Source organism: Nonlabens dokdonensis DSW-6, assembly GCF_000332115.1.
GTDB lineage: Bacteria > Bacteroidota > Bacteroidia > Flavobacteriales > Flavobacteriaceae > Nonlabens > Nonlabens dokdonensis.
This window is the reverse complement of record NC_020156.1, coordinates 1,985,550-2,005,970: the sequence shown is the minus strand read 5'-3', so window position 1 is coordinate 2,005,970 and position 20,421 is coordinate 1,985,550. Positions and strand designations below refer to the sequence as shown.

The window sequence follows — 20,421 nt, the reverse complement described above, 5'->3', positions numbered from 1 at the left end:
TCTAGTTAGTTAATTGAATAAAGCTAACTAGTTGTGCGACTTAATGAAATAAGTAGGACTACGTAATATTTACGTAGGGTACGTACTGTTATAAATATGATGATTCTTACAGGAATTGCTGAAATTCCCTAACCCAATCTTTTAAAGCCACCTCATTTTCAGATAATTCCAGTTTTGAGATAATGTTTGTTCTGTGCTTTTGTACCGTGCGAATAGAAATAGATAGTTCTTGGGCAATGTCTTTTGAAGAAAGCTCTTTAGCAATAAATCCTAAAATAATTTTTTCTGAAGCACTCAATTGTTTGATACGAGCTAATTCTGGTTTGACTTGATTATCGATAATGTCAGTGAATGAATTGCTATAAAAACAATTGCCTAATCGTACCGCTTCAATACAATTTTTAAGTTCCTCAAAAGGCTCATCCTTTAAAACATAACCATCTATTTGTAGTTGATCTGCTTTTGCTATGAATCCCTTTTCTTTGTGAGAAGTTAAAATGATAAACTTGGTTTTAATTTCTTGAAGTCTCGCTTTTTGAATGATTTCAAAACCACTTAATAAAGGCATTTCTATATCTAGAATAGCTATATCCGGCTCTAATTCTTTGATCATTTGCAAAGCGGTAGCTCCATCAGACAGCGATGCAATGACGTTGTAACCATTAAATTTTAATGTGTCTTCAAGTCCTCTGAGCAACATAGGGTGATCATCGGCAATGAGTATTCTAGGAGAAAGCGTCATTTTTTAGGGGAATTGTTGCTATAAGTTCTGTTCCTTTGCCTTTGCTACTCTTAATTTCTAGCTGGCCATTTATGATATTGATACGTTCGGATAAGGTCTTCAAACCTAACGAATTATTCTTTAACTCATTTACGTCATTAAAACCATTGCCTTTATCCACGATTCTTAATTCTAGACGAGACTTTTTTAGTCTAATTGCTACCTGTAACGATTTAGAATGAGCATGTTTTATCACATTTGATGTCGCTTCTTGAATAAAGCGATACAAATTGAGGGTTTGTTTGTCGTCTAGATAATCATCTACGTCTTCTACTTCTAAATCAACAAACATAGGTGTCTGGTTATCCACGTCTTCTAGCAACTGCTCTACACTGGCTTTAAATCCTAACCTATATAAATTTGCAGGGTATAAATTGCGAGAGATGCTCCTCACTTCTTCTAAGGTGGTATTAGTGAGACTAGAAATACGATCTAATTTATTATTCTGAGCGGTTTGTTTAATTAAAGTTAATTGTTGTCCCACGCTATCGTGTAATTCCTTAGCAATTCTCAGTCGTTCAATTTCCTGATTTTGTAATAGATCTTGAGAAAATTTTACCTGCATCAAGCTCTTTAATCTCTCTTGATATAAAAACCAACCTATGACTATGGCAATGACAAGAAGTACTAAGGTAATAAACCACCATGTTTTGTAAAAAAATTCTTTGGAAATGATCTTCAAGTTCAATGGTTGCCCTATTGTTCCTCCAGAGAAATCTTTTGCTCGTATTTGTAAATCATAACTTCCTGCAGCAAGATTTAAGAATTTTATTTTTTTCTGATCTCCTAGATTTGTCCACTCTCCTTCGTTCAGCTGGTATTCGTAATATTCATTACGCAGCACGTCCAGCCCTGTTAATGAAAAATCCAGCTCTAGTTGCCTGTTCTCTCTAGGTAATAGTATAGGTTCCGCTTTCGCGAAAGCGGACTGATCAAACAGCTCTACAAATCGATCTAGGTTCTGATCGTACGTCCTAACCTTTAATAATTTTAAAGAATCTTTACTCTGTAGTGCATTCAATTCTTCTGGTACAAAATGATGAAGTCCTTTTAAATTACCTATCAGAATGCCGTCTTGAGTACGTGCAGCGCTGTAACGATTCCCTTCATTGTGTACCAATCCATCTTTACTTGAGAATCGTTTTGATGTTTTAGACTCAACATCATACTGAACCAAACCGTTGAAGGTATTGATCCATAAATTCTTGCGATAAGGTGTTATAGTTGCAATACCAGCTTCTAGATTATCTCTATAAATAACATCAAAAGAACTGCTTTCAGGATGAAATTGTATCACTGTTCCATTACGTGAACCTAACAAAAAGCCGTAGTCCTTATGATAATCTGCCATTAGAAAGTAGTTTTCCTTTAAAAGATCTGAGTGAAGTGTTGTTTTTTGTGTTTCTAGATTGTAGGTAAACACGCCATTTTGAGTGGCGGTTACGATCCATTTTTTATCATGATCTATGGCAAGATCTATTAAATCTAACGTATCTGTTTTTACTAATGCCTTGTGTCCTTTAGTGTTTTTATTGAATTGCATTAAAGCATGATATCCAGTACCGTAAACTAATGTGGAATCATCCAATTCCTCCAGGCACTGTATAGGGTAATATCTGTACGATTTAGAGTTTCCATTTTCTTTGTGCACTGCCACAATATTACCGGAGGTATTTGTCCATAATGTATCCTGATCTAGAATTATGTTGCGAGAGGACGACAGAGAAACTGGGGCGTCTTTCTCATACATGAGAAAAGGAGTTATGTTTTTTAAGTCATGATTGTATTTGAACCATCCACTGTTCTCAGTGGCTACCATGAAATTTACCGAATCAATAGCCTTGATAGCACGTAGTTGTTTATCTACTAAAAACTTTTCAAATTGGTCATTAGGAAATTTATAATAATGTAATTCTCCTTGAACGCCTATCCAAAGCTCTTTATTTAAATCCATAGACCACATTTGAATAGCCGCTGCATTTTTTATAGGGTGTTTATATATGACATCGATTTTTCCTTTATCAATGAAATATGCTAGAAAAAGATATCCTTCCTTTTCAAATGCAATCATCACTTTTCCATTAGGATCTACGTAGGTCTTTAATCCTTGTTTGCCTTCAAATAACTCATTGTTTAATACTTTAAACTCAAGCGACTTACGATCAAACTCATAAAGTCGATCGTCATTATTCATAAAAGCATACAAATGGTCATTTAAAACAAATGCCTCTTCTATCCATAACTTTTTGACCAGCAAATCTCTGGATCTATTAAAACCTTTGTAAGGGTATTTTTTAAGTACAACTCCTAGAGAATCTGTAATAGTAATGGGAAAATTGTTATCACTAATAAGGAAAATATCTCCAAATTTGACAAAAGTGGTATTGCGATCTAAATCAATTTTGTTTACCTCATTTTCAAAAGAGAATAAAACTGTTCCCACTTTATTGTCTTCAATCTTATGAACTTCAACAGTGGTTTCATCTGATGTATTTAATACATAATAGCTGTCTTCTATACGCCTTAGATTAGAAGGTCCTGATAGCTCCCAAGAGTCCTTTATTTCTAAGGTGTTATTAAATGGATCATATGAAAAATTGATATTTGGGCCAAAGATGTTTTTAGAATGAAGTGAAATAGATTGATCATCAAACCGAATCATTTTACTTACCGCAACACTTGTATTATCATGTTTCAGCTGGATATCGTGAAAGTTAGTACCATCAAAGCGCTGGAAGGTCAATAAATCTGATTTCCCTATTATTTCTCTATTATCTAAGTTCTCTCCAGAGATCCATAGGTAACCTGCATCATCTTGAACAATATCTTGAATAAAATCAATCCCCAAACCTTCTCTAGCAGTAAATACCTCATGATACACGTCTTCCTGGCAATAGACAAGAAAGGAACTGGCACAACAACATAATAAAATTAAATGTTGAAGAAAGGAATAGGCTTTGTCATTCATAGTTGGTTTCTAAATTTAATAGAAAGAAATGAAATAAACATGAAAAGCAAAATCAATTAAATTCAGGCACAAAAAAAGCTCAACCTTTTAGATTGAGCTTTTTGTAAATTTAACGTTTAAAAGGTATTAACCTCCAAAGTCATCAAAACGTATATTTTCAGGATCCACACCGAAGTCTTCAGCCATCTTTCCTACCGCGTTGTTCATCAATGGCGGTCCACAGAAATAAACTTCAAGATCTTCTGGAGCCTCATGCTTGTTTAAGTATTGGTCTATTACCACTTGGTGAATAAAACCAACAAATCCATCACCTGACTCATCGTTAATATCCTCTTTTACTTTCCAGTTATCTTCTTCCATCGGCTCTGAAAGTGCCATGAAAAATTTGAAATTAGGAAATTCTCTTTCTAATTCACGGAAGTGCTCAATATAGAATAACTCTCTCTTAGAACGACCACCGTACCAGTAAGTAACTTTACGATCTGTTTTCAAAGTCTTGAACAACTCATATAAGTGAGAACGCATAGGTGCCATTCCTGCTCCACCACCTACATAAAGCATCTCAGCATCAGAGTGGTTGATAAAGAATTCACCATAAGGTCCAGAAACAACAACTTTGTCTCCTGGCTTTTGGTTAAAAATATAAGAACTGGCGATACCTGGATTCACATCCATCCATCCATTCTTTGCTCTATCCCATGGCGGCGTAGCAATACGCACGTTTAACATAATTTCACGACCTTCAGCAGGAAAAGAAGCCATAGAATAAGCTCTTTCTACTGTTTCTCCGTTCTTCATTACAAGTGGCCATAAGTTGAACTTATCCCATTCTTCTTGAAATTTATCTGGAGTATCGTGTTCTTCTGGGTGAGCAGTGATATCCATATCTTCAAAACGAACTTCACATTTAGGAATTTCTATTTGAATATAACCACCAGCTTCATAATGCATATCTTCCGGAAGACGCACTACAAATTCTTTTATGAAAGAAGCTACGTTGTAGTTACGTACAACCTCTGCTTCCCACTTTTTGATTCCAAATACTTCTTCTGGAATCTCGATTTTCATGTCTTGCTTTACTTTGACTTGACAACCTAGTCGCCACCCTTCAGCAATCTCTTTTCTAGTGAAATGTGGTTCTTCTGTAGGAAGAATTGTTCCTCCACCTTCTGTAACGATACATTTACATTGTACACAAGTTCCACCACCACCACAAGCAGATGGTAAGAATAATTTATTATCTCCTAAGGTTCCCAATAAGGTACTACCAGAACCGGTAGTAATATCCTTTTCACCATTTACATTGATAGTAACTGGACCAGAAGGCAATAACTTTGATTTTGCTCCTAATAACAAGGAAACAAGAAGTAAAATAAGTGTAAGAAATATAACTACACTAGCTAAAATCGTAAATAAATTAGAATCCATAATGATGTTTTCTTTTTAAATTTCTATTCCCATAAAACTCATGAAACCAAAAGCCATAAGTCCAGTAATGATAAACGTAATTCCTAATCCTCTTAATGGAGCTGGAACATTTGAATAAGTAATTTTCTCGCGTATTGCAGCGATAGCAAGAATAGCTAGGAAAAAACCTATACCACTACCTATACCATAAACTGCAGATTCACTTATACCAGAGAAATCTTTTTGCTGCATAAATAGTGAACCTCCCAAGATGGCACAGTTCACAGCAATCAATGGTAAAAATATTCCCAATGCACCGTAAAGTGCTGGTGCAAATCTTTCAACAACCATTTCAACTAATTGTACCATACTCGCAATTACAGCGATAAACATGATAAAACTCAAGAATGATAAATCGATACTTGCATACTCAGCATCTAACCAAGTTAAAGCACCAGGCTTTAATAAATAAGTATCCAGTAACCAGTTAATAGGAACTGTAATTCCTAATACAAAAACTACAGCCGCTCCTAGTCCTACTGCCGTCTTAACAGACTTTGATACCGCTAGATAAGAACACATACCTAAGAAATAGGCAAAAACCATGTTCTCTATAAATATACTTTTAACGAAGAGATTAATTAAATCCATGTTTTCTATTTCTAAGATTAATTTTGTTCAATTAAAGTTCTATTGCGACTACGTTGTATCCAAATAATGATTCCAACAGTAATCAGTGCCATAGGCGATAATAACATTAGACCATTGTTAACGTATCCCGCATCGTAGAATGATTGAGGAATAACTTCCATTCCTAATAATTTACCAGCACCTAATAATTCTCTAAAGAAAGCAACTAGTATTAAAATGAACGCATATCCAGCAGCATTACCTATTCCATCAAGAAAGGATTTATAAACGCCATTTCCTAAAGCAAAGGCCTCAAGACGTCCCATAACAATACAGTTTGTAATAATTAATCCTACAAAAACAGATAGTTCCTTAGAAACATCATAAGCATAAGCTCTAAGAATTTGATCAACTAAAATTACTAACGCTGCTACTACCACTAATTGTACGATAATTCTAATCCTAGAAGGAATCAAGTTACGCAACATTGAGATAATCATGTTAGAAAATGCCATTACCGCCATTACAGCTATGGACATTACGATAGCAGGTTTCAATTGCACTGTAATTGCAAGAGCACTACAAATACCTAAAACTTGAACAGTAATAGGGTTATTATCTGTAAATGGATCTGCAAGTAATTTTCTATTCTTCTTTCCTAAAAGACCTTCTCTCTCATCGGTATCCGACAAGAAAAGAATCAAGTCTTCTTTTTTACTAATATTTTTATTTTCAGCCATTACGGTTGGATTTATATCGCTTTCGCGAAAGCGGAACTAATTAATTAGCCGCCACTTTTACGTTAGTATTATTTTTAAAGTAAGGAAGGTAGTTTACCAGACGTTCTGAAATCATATCTGTAACTCCATCACCAGTAATAGTAGCTCCAGAGATTGCATCTACAGCATTATCATCTTTATTCTCTCCTCCTTGATATCCTTTTGCTACAGAAACACCGATGAAGTTACCAGATCCATCAAAAATCTTCTCATCATCAAATCTCTTTTTAAACCAGCCTTGAGTAATCTCTGCTCCCAATCCAGGAGTTTCTGCTTTATGATCAAACACAGCGCCTTTAATAGTATTCACATCATCTTTTAAAGCGATATAACCCCATATGGCGTCCCAAAGTCCTTTACCTCTTAAAGGAACTATGTAATATTTTGCTCCTTCGATGTCAGCAACGTAAAGAGGAAAAGCTTGCTCTTCTACATCTTTCTTTAGTTCTTTTTTAAGATCAACGGTAAAAGCGTCCACATCGTTACGCTCTTGACCTTTACTATCTAGTGCAATACGTTCAACAATGTATTTGTCAAATGGTATTTGCGCACTATCTCTTGCAACCTCGATACCTACCGTACCAAGAATATTTTGCATTTTTTCGTTCTTTACATTCTCGGCTTGTTCTGGTTGCAAAGCTGTTGCTGTCAATGCAAGAGCACTTGCCACTACTGCGATAAGCAGTACAACAAATAAAAACGTGTAAGCATTTGAATTTCTATCCATTTCTAAGCTGTTTGAAGTTGAGCCTTTGCTTTAGAAAGGCGTTTTTTACGTTTATTTACGTTTGCTTGAATAACATAGTGATCTATTGTTGGAGCAAATACGTTCATCAATAATATAGCTAACATGATTCCTTCTGGATATGCAGGATTAAAGACACGTATCATAATTCCAAAGAATCCAGCAAGAATACCGTAGATCCACTTTCCTTTCATAGTTTGGGCTGCACTTACAGGATCCGTTGCCATAAAAACAATTCCAAATAAGATACTACCTACGACTAAATGCTGCCAAAAAGGGAAATTAATCAATTGATTCGTTCCTAATTCTAACAAAGTAGCGTCCCAACCTTGTAGTCCTAATGCCGCAACAGCACTCGCATCATTTTGTATCTGATCCATTGTGATTGTTCCGCTTGAGACTAATTCATTAATATAATTACTTCCCATGGTTCCAAAAAGATTGAAAATACCACCCATAATCATTCCACCTACGATTCCACCTACTATGATTCTCCAGCTACCTACTTTAGTGGCAATAAGAATAAGTGCTCCTAATAAAATCATTAGAGCAGAAGTCTCTGCAACAGAGCCTGGTATGAATCCCATAAATGCATCAAATACAGAAGCTTCTGCTAGAGCAGACGGTTGCCCTGCACCAGTTGTACCAGAAAAGGCAACAGCGTTTTGTGCGTAACCTGTAACTTGGCCATCATAACTACCACTCGCAAGAGCACCTAAAATAGTTTCTCCAGAAACAGTGTCTGTAGAACCTTGGTGCACCCATATTGCATTTCCCGACATATATAATGGATATGCAAAGAAAGCAAATGCACGTGCGGTAAGAGCAGGATTCAAAATATTCATTCCAGTACCACCGAACGCTTCTTTACCTATCAAAACAGCAAAAGCAACTGAAATTGCAAGCATCCATAATGGAATATCTACTGGAAAAATCATCGGTATCAAAAGTCCTGTAACTAAGTATCCTTCATTTACTTCGTGACCTCTGTAGATCGCAAAAATAAATTCAATAGTTAATCCTACTACGTAACTTACAATAATTAAAGGCGTTACTAAAATCGCACCTTCAATAAAAGCATCCCAAAAAGGAACATCAGTTACATTTGCAAGTCCCATATCTTGATACAGATACTGAGCGCCTGTATTCCACATACCAAATAACAATGCTGGAATTAAAGCTAGTACAACTGTAATCATTGTACGCTTTAAATCAACCACATCCCTAATGTGAGCACCTTTTTTAGTGGTGTGATTAGGAGTAAATAAAAAAGTGTCGAAAGCATTTATCGCTGGCGCAAATTTTTCAAATTTTTGTCCAGGTTCAAACGGCTTTCTCGCTTGGTCTAATTTGTTTCTAACCCATTTCATAGTCTATCCTACTTCTGTTAACATTAAATCTAAACCTAGACGTATCACTTCTTGTGCTTCTAGTTTAGACGTATTAGTAAAATCAATAAGAGCAAAATCTTCAGGAGCTACTTCATATATCCCTAGATTTTCCATTCTTTCTATATTTCCTGCCATACAGGCTTTAATAAGCTGTAATGGATAAATATCCATTGGCATTACTTCTTCCATTTCACCAGTTACTACCAGTGCGCGGTCTTCACCGTTTAAATTTGTATCTACTTCTCTTTTCCCACCTAATAATTTAGAAAAAGAAGTACCAGCATTAGAAGGTATATTGTTACGTGTAAACGGTAACCAGCCTAATAAGGCGTATTCATTACCTTCTGGTATGAGAGTAAGTGTATTGTGATAAAAGTTTAAAAACTGATTGTTTTCTAATTTATCACCTGTAAGAACATCTCCTGAGATAATTCTGGTATTATTAGTATCTACCTCGCCTATGATGCTACTCACGTTTGCACCTATTATTGTTCTATAATATTTACGATCTGCTTCTTTTGCATCAGTCCCAACAAGCGCAACGGTTCTCTCCGCATGAAACTCACCTGTTAAAAATAAATTACCTATTGTAGCAACATCTTCAGCTCCTACAGTCCATACACGCTCACCCATATTAATAGGGTCTATTTTGTGTATTTGAACACCGACATTTCCTGCAGGATGCGGTCCTTTTACAGTATGAACATCTGTATTACTAATATCTTTCAAAGAAGATCCTTTACCTACACAAAGGTGAACTTTACCAGAGGTTAACTTACTCAGTGCCGTAATTCCTGCTTGAAACGCTTCCTTCTTATCTGCTAGAATCACTTCAGGATCGCCAGCTAGCGGCGCTGTGGCATAAGCTGAAACAAATATAGCTTTTGGTGTATCCTCAGAATTTGCGATAACACTATAAGGACGCTGAATAATAAAAGGCCAGCAACCGCTTTCAAGTAACATTGATTTTACTTGATCTGCAGTAGCATTAGACACATCTACTTTACCATGATTTATTGCTTCAGAAGTACCGTTTGCGGTAATTTTCACCTCTAGGATACGTCTTTTAGCACCACGTAAAATTTCAGTAATCGTTCCACTTACAGGAGCTACAAATTTCACCTTTTCATCGTACTTAGAATAAAAAAGAGGTTCACCAGCTTCAACAGCCGCTCCTTCCTTAAGTATTAACTTAGGGACAACAGCATGAAAATCAGCAGGTTTTATAGCATAAATGGAAGACTTTGAAGCTGTTACAATAGTATTGCTAGCTTCTCCTTTGAGCTTAAGATCAAGCCCTTTTCTAATCTTAATGTCCTTTGACATAGGATGTTATATTTAGTCTTTTATAAAAGTCTGCAAATTTACGATATAATGATCTGAAAATTAACTTAAAAATTTATTTAGATTTAGTCTAAATAATGATTTTTGCTGGTTTTGGCATCGCTTTCGCGAAAGCGTAATTATCAAACAACTTTACGTTATATTTATCACCTATTGCAATCTTATATGAAGTCGTATATTTTACTTTCAATTACAGTTATAGCTGGTTTTTTTTATGCCCATTCTCAAACTATGGATGAGCTGGTTAATGATCCTGATTACATAAAATCGGTTACTTTCAACAAACCTCCAGAGAACATGCTCCCTATATTTACTTTAGGTGAAGGATTTGAAATAAGCTTTGATGATGTTATAGGCGACGAGGCTGATTATTATTACCAGTTTGAACACTATGACTACAACTGGAAACCTAGTCAGTTATTCAAAAATGAATTCCTCAAAGGTATTGATGACATGCGCATTTTCAATTACCGCAACTCTTTTACCACGATTCAACCCTACTCACATTATGATCTAAGAATCCCAAATCAATTTACACAAGGATTTAAAGTAAGTGGTAATTACATGATTCATATATATAATGACGATCGAGAACTTGTATTTTCTAGAAAATTCATGGTACTTGACGACAAAGCTGTCGTAGGAGTAGAAATCAAAAGAGCAAGAGATTTACAATATGTTAACTCACAGCAGCGTGTGCAATTCTTTGTAGATTCTGGAGAGATCAACTTTATTAATCCCAACGATCAACTTAAAGTAGCCATTATTCAAAACAGTGATTTAAATACGGTCATTACAGATATAAAGCCTCAATTTAATTTAGGCAACAAGCAAGTATATAGGTATGATGAAAAGACATCCTTCTGGGCAGGAAACGAATTCTTAAATTTTGAGAATCGCGATTTTAGATCACCTAATGTAAACATTGATTTTGTACGCAAGAAAGATTTGTATGAAGCCTATTTATTTGTAGATGGACCTCGCAAAGATTTAGAATACACTTTTAATCCAGATATCAACGGTAACTTTCTAGTCACTACTATTGATAATGAAGATAACGACGTCCAAGCAGAATATGTAAATATTCACTTTGCGCTAGATACACAAGGAATCCAATTACCGCCGGATGCCAGAGTTTACATCATGGGAAATTATAATGCTTTTCAATTACATGATGAAAATGAAGCTGTTTTCAATCCTAAATCTGGTAAGTATGAAGCTGTAATTTTATTAAAGCAAGGATTTTACAACTACCGTTACCAAGTCATTTATGAAGACGGCACGCAAGATCCTGGTTTTATAAGCGGTAATAAATGGCAAACAGAGAATCAATATTCCGTACTTGCTTACTATAGAGAGTTAGGTGGTCGTTATGATCAATTAATAGGAATAGGAGAGGCAAACTCGCAGAATATTACAAATTAGTTATTTTTAGAGGCGATTAACCATCCAGCATGAAACCTACTACCAGATCGCTTATTAAATATAGAGGTGAAGAGTGTCTTAATTGCGGCACTCCACTCGATATAGAAGACAAGTACTGCCATCAATGTGGGCAGCTCAATTCCAAAAAGCAGCTCGCGCTCAAAGATTTTTTTGGCGAGTTTTTTTCTAACATCTTTTCATACGACAGTAGGATCTGGCGTACGATTAAGCATCTTTTATTCAAGCCAGGCTTTGTAAGTAAGCAATTTATAAGTGGTAAGCGCCTAAGTTATGCAAATCCATTTCGATTTTTTCTAAGTGTTTGTATTGTGTTCTTTTTAATGATACAAGCGCAAGAGTTTGTCAAAATATTTACCGAAGATCAAATAGAAAAAGCCCGTAATAAAACGAGTAATCAAGATGCAGATATTGATGTAGGAAATGGTTTGATGTCTATAAAACTTGACGACGTAGAAAAAAAAGACCAAGTTACAGATGAGGAATTAGAACAGATAGAAAACAGCTCCATCGCTGGTAAACTGGCTTCAGATATCATAAGGAAAGAGCAAGAAACTCAAAAGGAAAAAGACAGCCTCAATCAGAGAAAGAGTTCTAAAACAAAAAAGAAAGAACTAAAACCAGTTTCTCAAGCAAAGTTGGATAGTCTCAGCACTACAGAACGGTTTTTCCTCCAAACAGATTATTACTCTGACTTTTACGGCGAGAATAAAATCGCTGATTCTTCTATCGCTTTAGAAAAGATGGAGCATGATAATTCAAAGTACAATAAGGCGATTTATGATAAAGTGATTTTAATGAACAAAATAAGTGAAGACGCCTCTATTCTCACAGATATCATCTTACCTAAACTTCCTATTTTTTTATTTCTATTCACTCCTATTCTGACCTTATTTCTATGGTTGCTTTACATCAGGAGAGATTTCACCTATATGGAGCATTTGATCTTTGCCTTCAACACCTTGACATTTGTATTCTTGAGCATGATCTTATTGTTCATAATAAAATGGATTACCTTAGGCTATATAAATTTAACACAAGTCTTCTTTTGGTTTATAGGACCATTTTATTTCTATAAAGCCTTGCGTAATTTTTATGGGCAAAAACGATTGAAAACGATAATAAAATTTCTATTAGTAAGTTTTATATTTGTAATAGGACTTATGATAGGAACAAGTTTATTACTTTTGGTGGGAATAGCGCTTTATTAGATTATGTTACAGCAAATTACTAGAGGCATTAAGATAACTGTTAAAACCAGTTTTGAAGGGACGTTTTATAAAAATTATAAGATGCAATTTGCCTTTAGCTATACCATAACTATAGAAAATCAAAGTAAAGATTCTGTCCAGCTTACCTCGAGACATTGGAGAATTAAAGATAGCCTGAGCCGCATAGAGCACGTAGATGGAGAAGGCGTCATCGGTAAAAAACCTGTTCTTAAACCAGGTGATTCTCATACTTATCAAAGTGGTTGTTTATTATCGTCTCCATTTGGAAATATGAGTGGCTTTTACAATATGGTAAATTTCGCTACTTCAAATCAGTTTAGAGTTGTAGTACCTACCTTTAATTTGAGTGCTCCTTTTGCCTTGAATTGATTTTTGAGGTTCTCGCTTTCGCGAAAGCGAGATAAAAAACCACCACCTATTTCACATTAAGATTTCTTTACCATCTTCTCTATTATGTAAACGATAGAATATTTGTAATTTCACACGCAAATTATAAATTCAAATACAACCATGGGAAAAGGATTTTTCAAAGTTCCAGTTGCTGTAAATGAGCCTATTAAAACATATGCTCCAGGAACTGTAGAAAGAGACCAAGTGCTAGCAGCTTACAAAGAATTGTGGAATACTGACACTGAAGTACCTCTTTACATCAATGGAAAAGAAGTAAAAACTGGAGATACTGCTCCCATAAGACCGCCGCACGATCACCAGCACATAGTGGGAAAATACCATAGAGGTGGCAAAAAAGAAGTACAAGAAGCTATAGAAACTGCATTAGAAGCTCGTAAAAAATGGGCTCAAATGCCTTGGGAACAAAGAGCTGGAATCTTTTTGAAAGCTGCAGAGCTTGTTGCAGGACCTTATCGCGCTCGTATCAACGCCGCAACGATGATTAATCAGTCTAAAACTGTTTTTCAAGCAGAGATCGATTCGGCTTGTGAGCTTGTTGACTTTTTAAGATTCAATGTGCAATACATGACAGAGATTTATGCAGAGCAGCCTGAATCTACATCTGGCGCATGGAATAGACTAGAATACCGCCCGTTAGAAGGTTTTGTATACTGTATATCGCCTTTTAACTTTACCGCTATTGCAGGGAATTTACCTTCTAGTGCCGCATTAATGGGTAATGTATGTGTATGGAAACCTAGTGATCATCAAATGCTGAGCGCACAAGTAATTGTAGAGGTATTTAAAGAAGCTGGTGTACCAGATGGTGTTATTAACATGGTAAATGCAGATCCTGTTATGATGACTGACGAAGTAATGTCTCATCCAGATTTTGCTGGAGTACATTTTACAGGCTCTACATCTGTATTCAAAGGTCTGTGGACTAAAATAGGTGAAAATATAAATACCTATAAAACCTATCCTAAGATTGTAGGAGAAACTGGAGGTAAAGATTTTATCGTCGCTCACAGCAGCGCCATACCAGAGCAAGTTTCTACAGCTATAGTAAGAGGTGCTTTTGAATTTCAAGGTCAAAAATGTAGTGCAGCCTCTCGAGCTTATATACCTAAGAGTATGTGGCCACAAGTTGAAAAATTAATACGTCGTGACGTAGATAGTTTTAAAATGGGCTCTCCGGAGGATATGAGTAACTTTATCACGGCAGTGATTCATGAAGGATCATTTGATAAACTTGCAAAATATATCGATGGTGCAAAAAGCGACTCTAATGCTGATGTTGTTATCGGTGGAAACTACAATAAATCAAAAGGATGGTTTGTAGACCCTACGGTAATCGTTACTACAGATCCTAAATATGTAACTATGGAAACGGAGCTTTTCGGTCCCGTGATTACTATCTATGTATACGAAGATAATGAATATGAAGAAATGCTTCACTTAGTGGATACAACAAGTGAGTACGCCTTAACAGGTGCAATATTAGGTCAAGATCGTTATGCGGTAACTCAAGCTACTCAAGCGCTTGAAAACTGTGCAGGTAACTTCTATATTAATGATAAATGTACTGGCGCAGTGGTAGGTCAACAACCTTTCGGCGGTGCGCGTGCATCAGGAACAAATGATAAAGCAGGTTCTAAATTGAACTTGTTGAGATGGGTTTCACCTCGTATGATTAAAGAAACTTTTGTAACACCTACAGATTACAGATATCCTTTCTTAGGAGAGTAAAATTCTTCCATTATAATTCTAAAAAGCATTCATTTTTAAGTAAAATGAGTGCTTTTTTATTATAGTAAGTGATAAAAAATACAATCAAAAAAAAGCTCAATTTAGCTTTTAATAATAGGATTATTATTAAAATAACAGCCATAAAAAAAGCGCCCGTTTAAGGACGCTTTTTTAAAACTATAAAATTAAATCTCTTAATCAAAGTCTACATTTGCACCTACCTCTGCATGTTGTACATTTACCACTTTACCACTTCCGTCTACTACAAATGCAACAATATCCATGTCAGTAGTATTAGTTCCAGCAGGAATATTAGCAGATAAAGTTACTGAATACTCTGATCCACCTACTTGTTGATCTGCAGGAATTGCATCTCCAAAAACATCCGTAAATGCTGCTCTCAAAATATCATTATGTTCGAAGTTAGAAATAGTACTCACGCCACCCCAATTGTTTGTATAGTTAGTTTGCGCAGCTACTTTACCGTTTTCAAGTAACATTGCTACTAGTTTCATATTTTCAGTATCTAAATCAAATCCTACTTTAATCGTTGCAGATACAGAGTTTCCACTCATAGAAGAATTAATTGCAAGACCTAAAGGTTTTACACTATTTAATAAAGACATAGGCTGAGTTAAGTTCATTGCATGAGCCGATGCTGAATTCCATTCACCATTTCTATTTAAAATTCCTGTTGGAAATCCATTAACTCCAAACTGAGATCTCATTTGAGCCTCTAACGGAAACTCCATAGAGTCACCGTTGTGTACAGCAACCGCAATAACATCTTCACCACCTGGTGTATTATGCAAATCAATTATACCTTGAGATATACGTGGACACCATCCACACCATGCACCAGTATAATCTTCAATCAGCGCCTTAGTAGAAAAACTAGGGTTTATTACATCTATATTTAAAGAATTTGTATTTTCTCCATTAAATACTGCAGTAGCAGTTTTAGTACCTACTCCAGAAACGTTGAATGAATTTCCAGAAATAGGAGCGCCATCCACAGAAATTACAGCACTACTAGTTACATCAGTATTTCCATTCATCACTGTGAATGTAATAAGACTAAAATCATAGACTCTGGTTTTTGAAGCACTCAGCGTAAGGCCAGCATTGTTACCTCCATCTTCGTCTGTAGATTCACTTGTACAAGACGTGATACCTATTGCAAGAAATAAGGCAAACATCTTTAAAAAATTAGCTGTTTTCATAATATTTAATTTTAACTTTTAATTAAGGAAGTGCCAAATATAAACTTTTTGTGAAATTATCATAATTTACATCCCATTTTTTCGATAAAAGATTGATTTTAATGGTTTGGCATGATTATTAGAATGAAATAATTATAATTGCATTCTAAACTATTTTATCTTCATTATGAAAAAATTAATATTCTTAACAGCTTTTTTGAGTTTCGCTTTCGCGAAAGCGCAAACAGAATTACCAGAATTGACTCTTAGAAACATCAAAGGAAAAAAAATCAGCGTACAAGAATTATCAAAAGATAAACCAGTTGTCATTTCCTTTTGGGCGACATGGTGCACACCTTGTATGAGAGAGTTAGATGCTATTAACGAACATTATGAGGATAAGCAAGAAGAATTTGGCTTTGAAGTAGTTGCTATTGCGACTGATGATGCTCGAACTAAGCAAAGAGTAAAAACAGAATCTATGGGGCGCAGCTGGCCTTATGAAATACTATTAGACACAAAAAATGTACTGATAAGATCTCTTGGAAATCCGCAGATTCCATTGACCTTAATTGTAAAGAACAACAAAATTGTATACCGCCACTCTAGTTTCACTCCAGGCGCAGAACTTGAATTATTTGAAGAATTTAAAAAACACTTGGATTAAAACGATCAAGCAACCGACCCTAACTTTATGAAAAATTTACTTTTTATCGCTCTAGCGATAGGTTGTGCCAGTATTTCACTCGCACAAAATGGAACCTTCACAGGAGGCTTTGAATCAAACACACAATGGTATCAAGATGACTCCGGACTAGATAATGACGGTGACGGAATAGGTATTACAGCCCCACAAGACCAGTTGCGATCTAATAATTACTTTAAACTCAATTACAATTATGGTAAGTTTACGGTAGGCGCACAATATGAAATGTACCAGCCATCTCCTTTATTAGGTTATTTTCCTGGCTATGCAGATAATGGTATTGCAACATTTTTTGCCAATTTCAAACATAAAAATCTAGATATTACGGCTGGAAATTTCTACGATCAATTTGGTAGCGGTTTAATTTACAGATCATGGGAAGACCATACTTTGGGTGTAGATAATTCCATAAGAGGTGTAAGAGTAAACTATCAGTTTACCGATTATCTAGCAGCAACTGGATTCTCTGGAAATCAACGAGCCGCATTTGAATTATCTGAAGGAACGGTTCAAGGTGTTAATACTGAGCTGGATTTAGGAACTGCCCTTGATCTAGAAACTTCTATAAACGTAGGAGCTAGTTATGTGGGACGTTACCAGCAATCTACTAGTCCTGATCCTGATTTCCCTGCAACGGTTAATGCCTACAGCATCAGATCTGATGTATACATGAATGCGCTCAATTTTGGTTTTGAATATGTTTATAAGGAGCCTGACGCCTTTATCCTAGGTGGAAATGCGTTGAACGGTAATTACAGCGATGGTAGAGCATTTTTATTTACAGTAGGATATGCAGTGCCTGGATTAGGTGTTAATGCTGTTTTTAGATCACTAGAGAATATGGGATTCTACTCTGATAGAGAGCAGCAAGGCAATGCCTTTTTACAGCAAACTATTAACTTCATTCCTGGTTATACAAAGCAAAGTAGCTATGCAGTAAGTAACATATATGTGTATGCACCACAAGCCTTACTATCTCCAGCCGAAAATAAAGCAGGTGAAATAGGTGGCCAGCTAGATGTAGTTTACACTGCAAAAAAAGGGAGCTTTCTTGGCGGTAAAAAAGGAACTACCTTTTCTTTTAACTACTCCAACTGGAGCGGACTAGACGCTGAGTTTGATGTCCCTAACAATACCTACGAAGCTTCTCTTTTTTCAAGAGGCGAGCGTTATTTTGAAGAATACAGCCTTGAGGTTTACAAGAAATTAAGCGATCGTTTCTCTGCAAAAATTACTGGTACACAAACCTATTACGATGGAATCATTATCGAAGGAGCTACATTTAGACTTAATGGTACCGCGATCGTAGGTGACTTTCTTTATGAACTTGAAGATGGAAAAAGCGTGCGACTAGATTTGCAACATCTTTCAGCTGATGCTGATCGTGGGAACTGGGCAGCTGCGACCTTAGAATATGCTTTTAGCTCTTCCCTTTCTATCTACGCTCTTGATCTATATAATTATGACGAGACAGATATTCACTACTATTCAGTAGGTGGTAGTTACACTAAAGGAAGAAGTAGAATCGCATTTAATTATGGTCGCCAGCGTGGTGGTCTGATTTGTGTAGGTGGTGTTTGTAGGTTTGTACCAGAGAATACTGGATTTACACTCAACTTGAGTACTACTTTCTAGATTAGAATTTATTCAATAAAAAAGGAGCTTTTTTAAAGCTCCTTTTTTAATTATAAGGGTAAGTGAACGACTTTTTTTGTCTCAAAAAACGGATCTTCAAAAACATCTTGCAGTTCATAAATCGTCGCCTTTGGAAAAGCTGCTAATTCCTCTGTGAGGTCACCACCTTTTAAATAAAGAATACCGTTTTTTAAATTGTGAAAACTATCTTTTCTCACTTTATTCTTGACCCAATTAACAAAATCAGGCATATTAGTCACCGCTCGAGAAACTACAAAATCAAAACGTCCTTTTACTTTTTCTGCACGTCCATGCTCCGTTGTAACGTTTTCAAGACCTAAAGCTTCTACAACGGCGTCTACAACTTTTATCTTTTTACCTATCGCATCGATCAAGTGAAAGCTTGTTTTAGGAAACATGATCGCAAGAGGTATTCCTGGAAAACCGCCACCAGTCCCCACGTCTAGCACTCTAGTTCCACCGCTTTTATTAGGTGCGCTTTCGCGAAAGCGTAACACAGTAACAATACCCAACGAGTGTAACACATGCCGTGTGTATAACTGATCGATGTCTTTTCTAGAGATCACATTAATTTGAGCATTCCATTCTTTGTACAAGTCACCTAGTTTAGAAAATTGCTCTAATTGATGATCTGTAATATGCGGAAAATGTTCTTTTATGATTTGATGCACTATTTTATAATTTGTGCAAAAATAAAATATTAATTATCGACTAAGACGATTGTTAATTCAAGTGTTATGATATTTTTGTAAAACAATACAACTATTATGAATTCTCAACTATCTGATCGCATCAATAACTTACCTACAAGTGCAACTCTAGCAATGGCCGCAAAGGCTCGCGAACTAAGAGAGCAAGGTAAAGACATTATAGGACTTAGTCTAGGAGAACCAGACTTTAACACGCCAGATTTTGTGAAAGAAGCTGCCATTAGAGCCATTAATGAGAATTATAACAGCTATACTCCAGTAGACGGTTATGTAGAATTAAAGGATGCGATTATCCACAAATTTAAAAGAGACAACAACTTGACCTACGATCGCAGTCAGATTGTAGTGTCTACAGGTGCCAAACAATCTATTGCAAATGTTGCAATGGTTTTATTAAACAAAGGAGATGAGTGTATTTTGCCAGCACCTTACTGGGTGAGCTATGCTGCTATTGTAGAACTTGCTGAAGGAACTCCAGTAGAAGTAAGAGCTGGCGTAGAGCAAAATTTTAAAATCACACCAGAACAATTAAGAGCTGCCATCACTCCCAAAACTAAAATGATGCTCTTCTCTTCACCTAATAATCCTAGTGGTAGTTTATACAGTCAGGAAGAATTACAAGCCTTTGCAGATGTTCTTGCAGACTATCCTGATATCATTGTAGTAAGTGACGAAATTTATGAGCATATCAATTATGTGGGCAAACATGCTAGCATGGCTTCTATTCCATCTATGTATGATCGTACTGTAACAATTAATGGAGTGAGTAAAGCATTTGCTATGACTGGCTGGCGAGTAGGTTATATAGGAGCTCCTACCTGGATTGCTAGAGCTTGTAACAAGATGCAAGGACAAATCACTAGCGGTACGAATTGTATCGCCCAACGAGCGGTAATCACAGCTTTAGAAGCACCTGTTTCCAAAATAAAGTACATGATAGATGCTTTTGCAGAGCGTCGTGATTTAATTCTCCAGCTTCTTTCTGAAATCGAAGGTTTTAAAACAGATTCTCCAGAAGGTGCTTTTTATGTGTTCCCAGATGTTTCGGCCTTTTTTGGAAAAACGATCAAAGGTCAAAAAATTGAAAATGCTACCGACTTTTCATTGTTCTTATTAGAAGAAGCGCTAGTTGCTACAGTTACTGGTGATGCCTTTGGCGCACCTAATTGCATACGTATTTCTTATGCGGCAAGCACAGAGCAAATTAAAGAAGCGATGAAGAGGATTAAAGAGGTGCTGGATTAGGTGCAAAGTCAATTTTCTTTAAGCCTACCATTTTGAATATCAA

At 35.9% G+C, this 20,421-nt stretch carries 17 protein-coding genes; 7 read left to right on the top strand and 10 right to left on the bottom strand.

What is annotated here, in order from left to right; genetic code table 11:
* Positions 1-106 precede the first annotated feature (106 nt).
* The 8 genes from DDD_RS08875 to DDD_RS08840 all read right to left on the bottom strand — a co-directional run bounded on the left by DDD_RS08875 (position 107) and on the right by DDD_RS08840 (position 10,027).
* Positions 107-742, bottom strand: a complete 636-nt coding sequence (locus DDD_RS08875) for a response regulator transcription factor (RefSeq protein WP_015362498.1) — start codon at positions 740-742, stop codon at positions 107-109.
* Positions 726-3,749, bottom strand: coding sequence for a sensor histidine kinase (locus DDD_RS08870; RefSeq protein ID WP_015362497.1), 3,024 nt, complete (start codon positions 3,747-3,749; stop codon positions 726-728). The genes DDD_RS08875 and DDD_RS08870 overlap by 17 nt, the downstream gene beginning before the upstream one ends.
* Before the next feature lie 126 nt (positions 3,750-3,875).
* Positions 3,876-5,177, bottom strand: coding sequence for an NADH:ubiquinone reductase (Na(+)-transporting) subunit F (gene nqrF, locus DDD_RS08865; RefSeq protein WP_015362496.1), 1,302 nt, complete (start codon positions 5,175-5,177; stop codon positions 3,876-3,878).
* 15 nt (positions 5,178-5,192) lie between these two features.
* A complete protein-coding gene (nqrE, locus tag DDD_RS08860; protein WP_015362495.1) occupies positions 5,193-5,807 on the bottom strand; it encodes an NADH:ubiquinone reductase (Na(+)-transporting) subunit E in 615 nt (204 codons plus the stop codon).
* A 17-nt stretch (positions 5,808-5,824) separates the two neighbouring features.
* A complete protein-coding gene (locus DDD_RS08855) occupies positions 5,825-6,526 on the bottom strand; it encodes an NADH:ubiquinone reductase (Na(+)-transporting) subunit D (RefSeq protein ID WP_015362494.1) in 702 nt (233 codons plus the stop codon).
* A gap of 40 nt (positions 6,527-6,566) precedes the next feature.
* Positions 6,567-7,292: an NADH:ubiquinone reductase (Na(+)-transporting) subunit C gene (gene nqrC / locus DDD_RS08850; RefSeq protein WP_015362493.1), complete on the bottom strand. Its 726-nt coding sequence runs from the start codon at positions 7,290-7,292 to the stop codon at positions 6,567-6,569.
* 2 nt (positions 7,293-7,294) lie between these two features.
* A complete protein-coding gene (gene nqrB, locus DDD_RS08845) occupies positions 7,295-8,680 on the bottom strand; it encodes an NADH:ubiquinone reductase (Na(+)-transporting) subunit B (protein WP_015362492.1) in 1,386 nt (461 codons plus the stop codon).
* A 3-nt stretch (positions 8,681-8,683) separates the two neighbouring features.
* A complete protein-coding gene (locus DDD_RS08840; RefSeq protein ID WP_015362491.1) occupies positions 8,684-10,027 on the bottom strand; it encodes a Na(+)-translocating NADH-quinone reductase subunit A in 1,344 nt (447 codons plus the stop codon).
* 102 nt (positions 10,028-10,129) lie between these two features.
* Between DDD_RS08840 and DDD_RS08835 the strand changes: the two genes are divergently transcribed.
* From DDD_RS08835 to pruA, 4 genes are all read left to right on the top strand, one after another.
* Positions 10,130-11,470 (top strand): type IX secretion system plug protein, encoded by a 1,341-nt coding sequence (locus DDD_RS08835; protein ID WP_236613369.1) that lies wholly within the window; start codon positions 10,130-10,132, stop codon positions 11,468-11,470.
* A 29-nt stretch (positions 11,471-11,499) separates the two neighbouring features.
* Positions 11,500-12,699: a DUF3667 domain-containing protein gene (locus tag DDD_RS08830; RefSeq protein WP_015362488.1), complete on the top strand. Its 1,200-nt coding sequence runs from the start codon at positions 11,500-11,502 to the stop codon at positions 12,697-12,699.
* A 3-nt stretch (positions 12,700-12,702) separates the two neighbouring features.
* The gene (apaG, locus tag DDD_RS08825; protein ID WP_041567051.1) at positions 12,703-13,089 is read left to right on the top strand and encodes a Co2+/Mg2+ efflux protein ApaG; all 387 of its coding nucleotides are present in this window, start codon (positions 12,703-12,705) and stop codon (positions 13,087-13,089) included.
* A gap of 141 nt (positions 13,090-13,230) precedes the next feature.
* Entirely contained in the window at positions 13,231-14,859 is a 1,629-nt protein-coding gene (gene pruA, locus DDD_RS08820) for an L-glutamate gamma-semialdehyde dehydrogenase (RefSeq protein WP_015362486.1), read from the top strand.
* 194 nt (positions 14,860-15,053) lie between these two features.
* Here the strand turns inward: pruA and DDD_RS08815 are convergent, their stop codons facing one another.
* On the bottom strand, positions 15,054-16,082 hold the full coding sequence (locus DDD_RS08815) for an Omp28-related outer membrane protein (RefSeq protein WP_015362484.1): 1,029 nt from the start codon (positions 16,080-16,082) through the stop codon (positions 15,054-15,056).
* Positions 16,083-16,248: 166 nt separating this feature from the next.
* Between DDD_RS08815 and DDD_RS08810 the strand changes: the two genes are divergently transcribed.
* Complete coding sequence (locus DDD_RS08810; protein WP_015362483.1) at positions 16,249-16,728, top strand: TlpA family protein disulfide reductase; 480 nt, start codon at positions 16,249-16,251, stop codon at positions 16,726-16,728.
* A gap of 27 nt (positions 16,729-16,755) precedes the next feature.
* Entirely contained in the window at positions 16,756-18,402 is a 1,647-nt protein-coding gene (locus DDD_RS08805) for a DUF6029 family protein (RefSeq protein WP_015362482.1), read from the top strand.
* Positions 18,403-18,452: 50 nt separating this feature from the next.
* On the opposite strand, the gene rsmG is transcribed toward DDD_RS08805, so the two are convergent.
* Positions 18,453-19,094: a 16S rRNA (guanine(527)-N(7))-methyltransferase RsmG gene (gene rsmG, locus DDD_RS08800; RefSeq protein WP_015362481.1), complete on the bottom strand. Its 642-nt coding sequence runs from the start codon at positions 19,092-19,094 to the stop codon at positions 18,453-18,455.
* Positions 19,095-19,190: 96 nt separating this feature from the next.
* Here rsmG and DDD_RS08795 point away from each other — a divergent pair, with 96 nt between their 5' ends.
* Complete coding sequence (locus tag DDD_RS08795; protein ID WP_015362480.1) at positions 19,191-20,378, top strand: pyridoxal phosphate-dependent aminotransferase; 1,188 nt, start codon at positions 19,191-19,193, stop codon at positions 20,376-20,378.
* Positions 20,379-20,421: the final 43 nt, after the last annotated feature.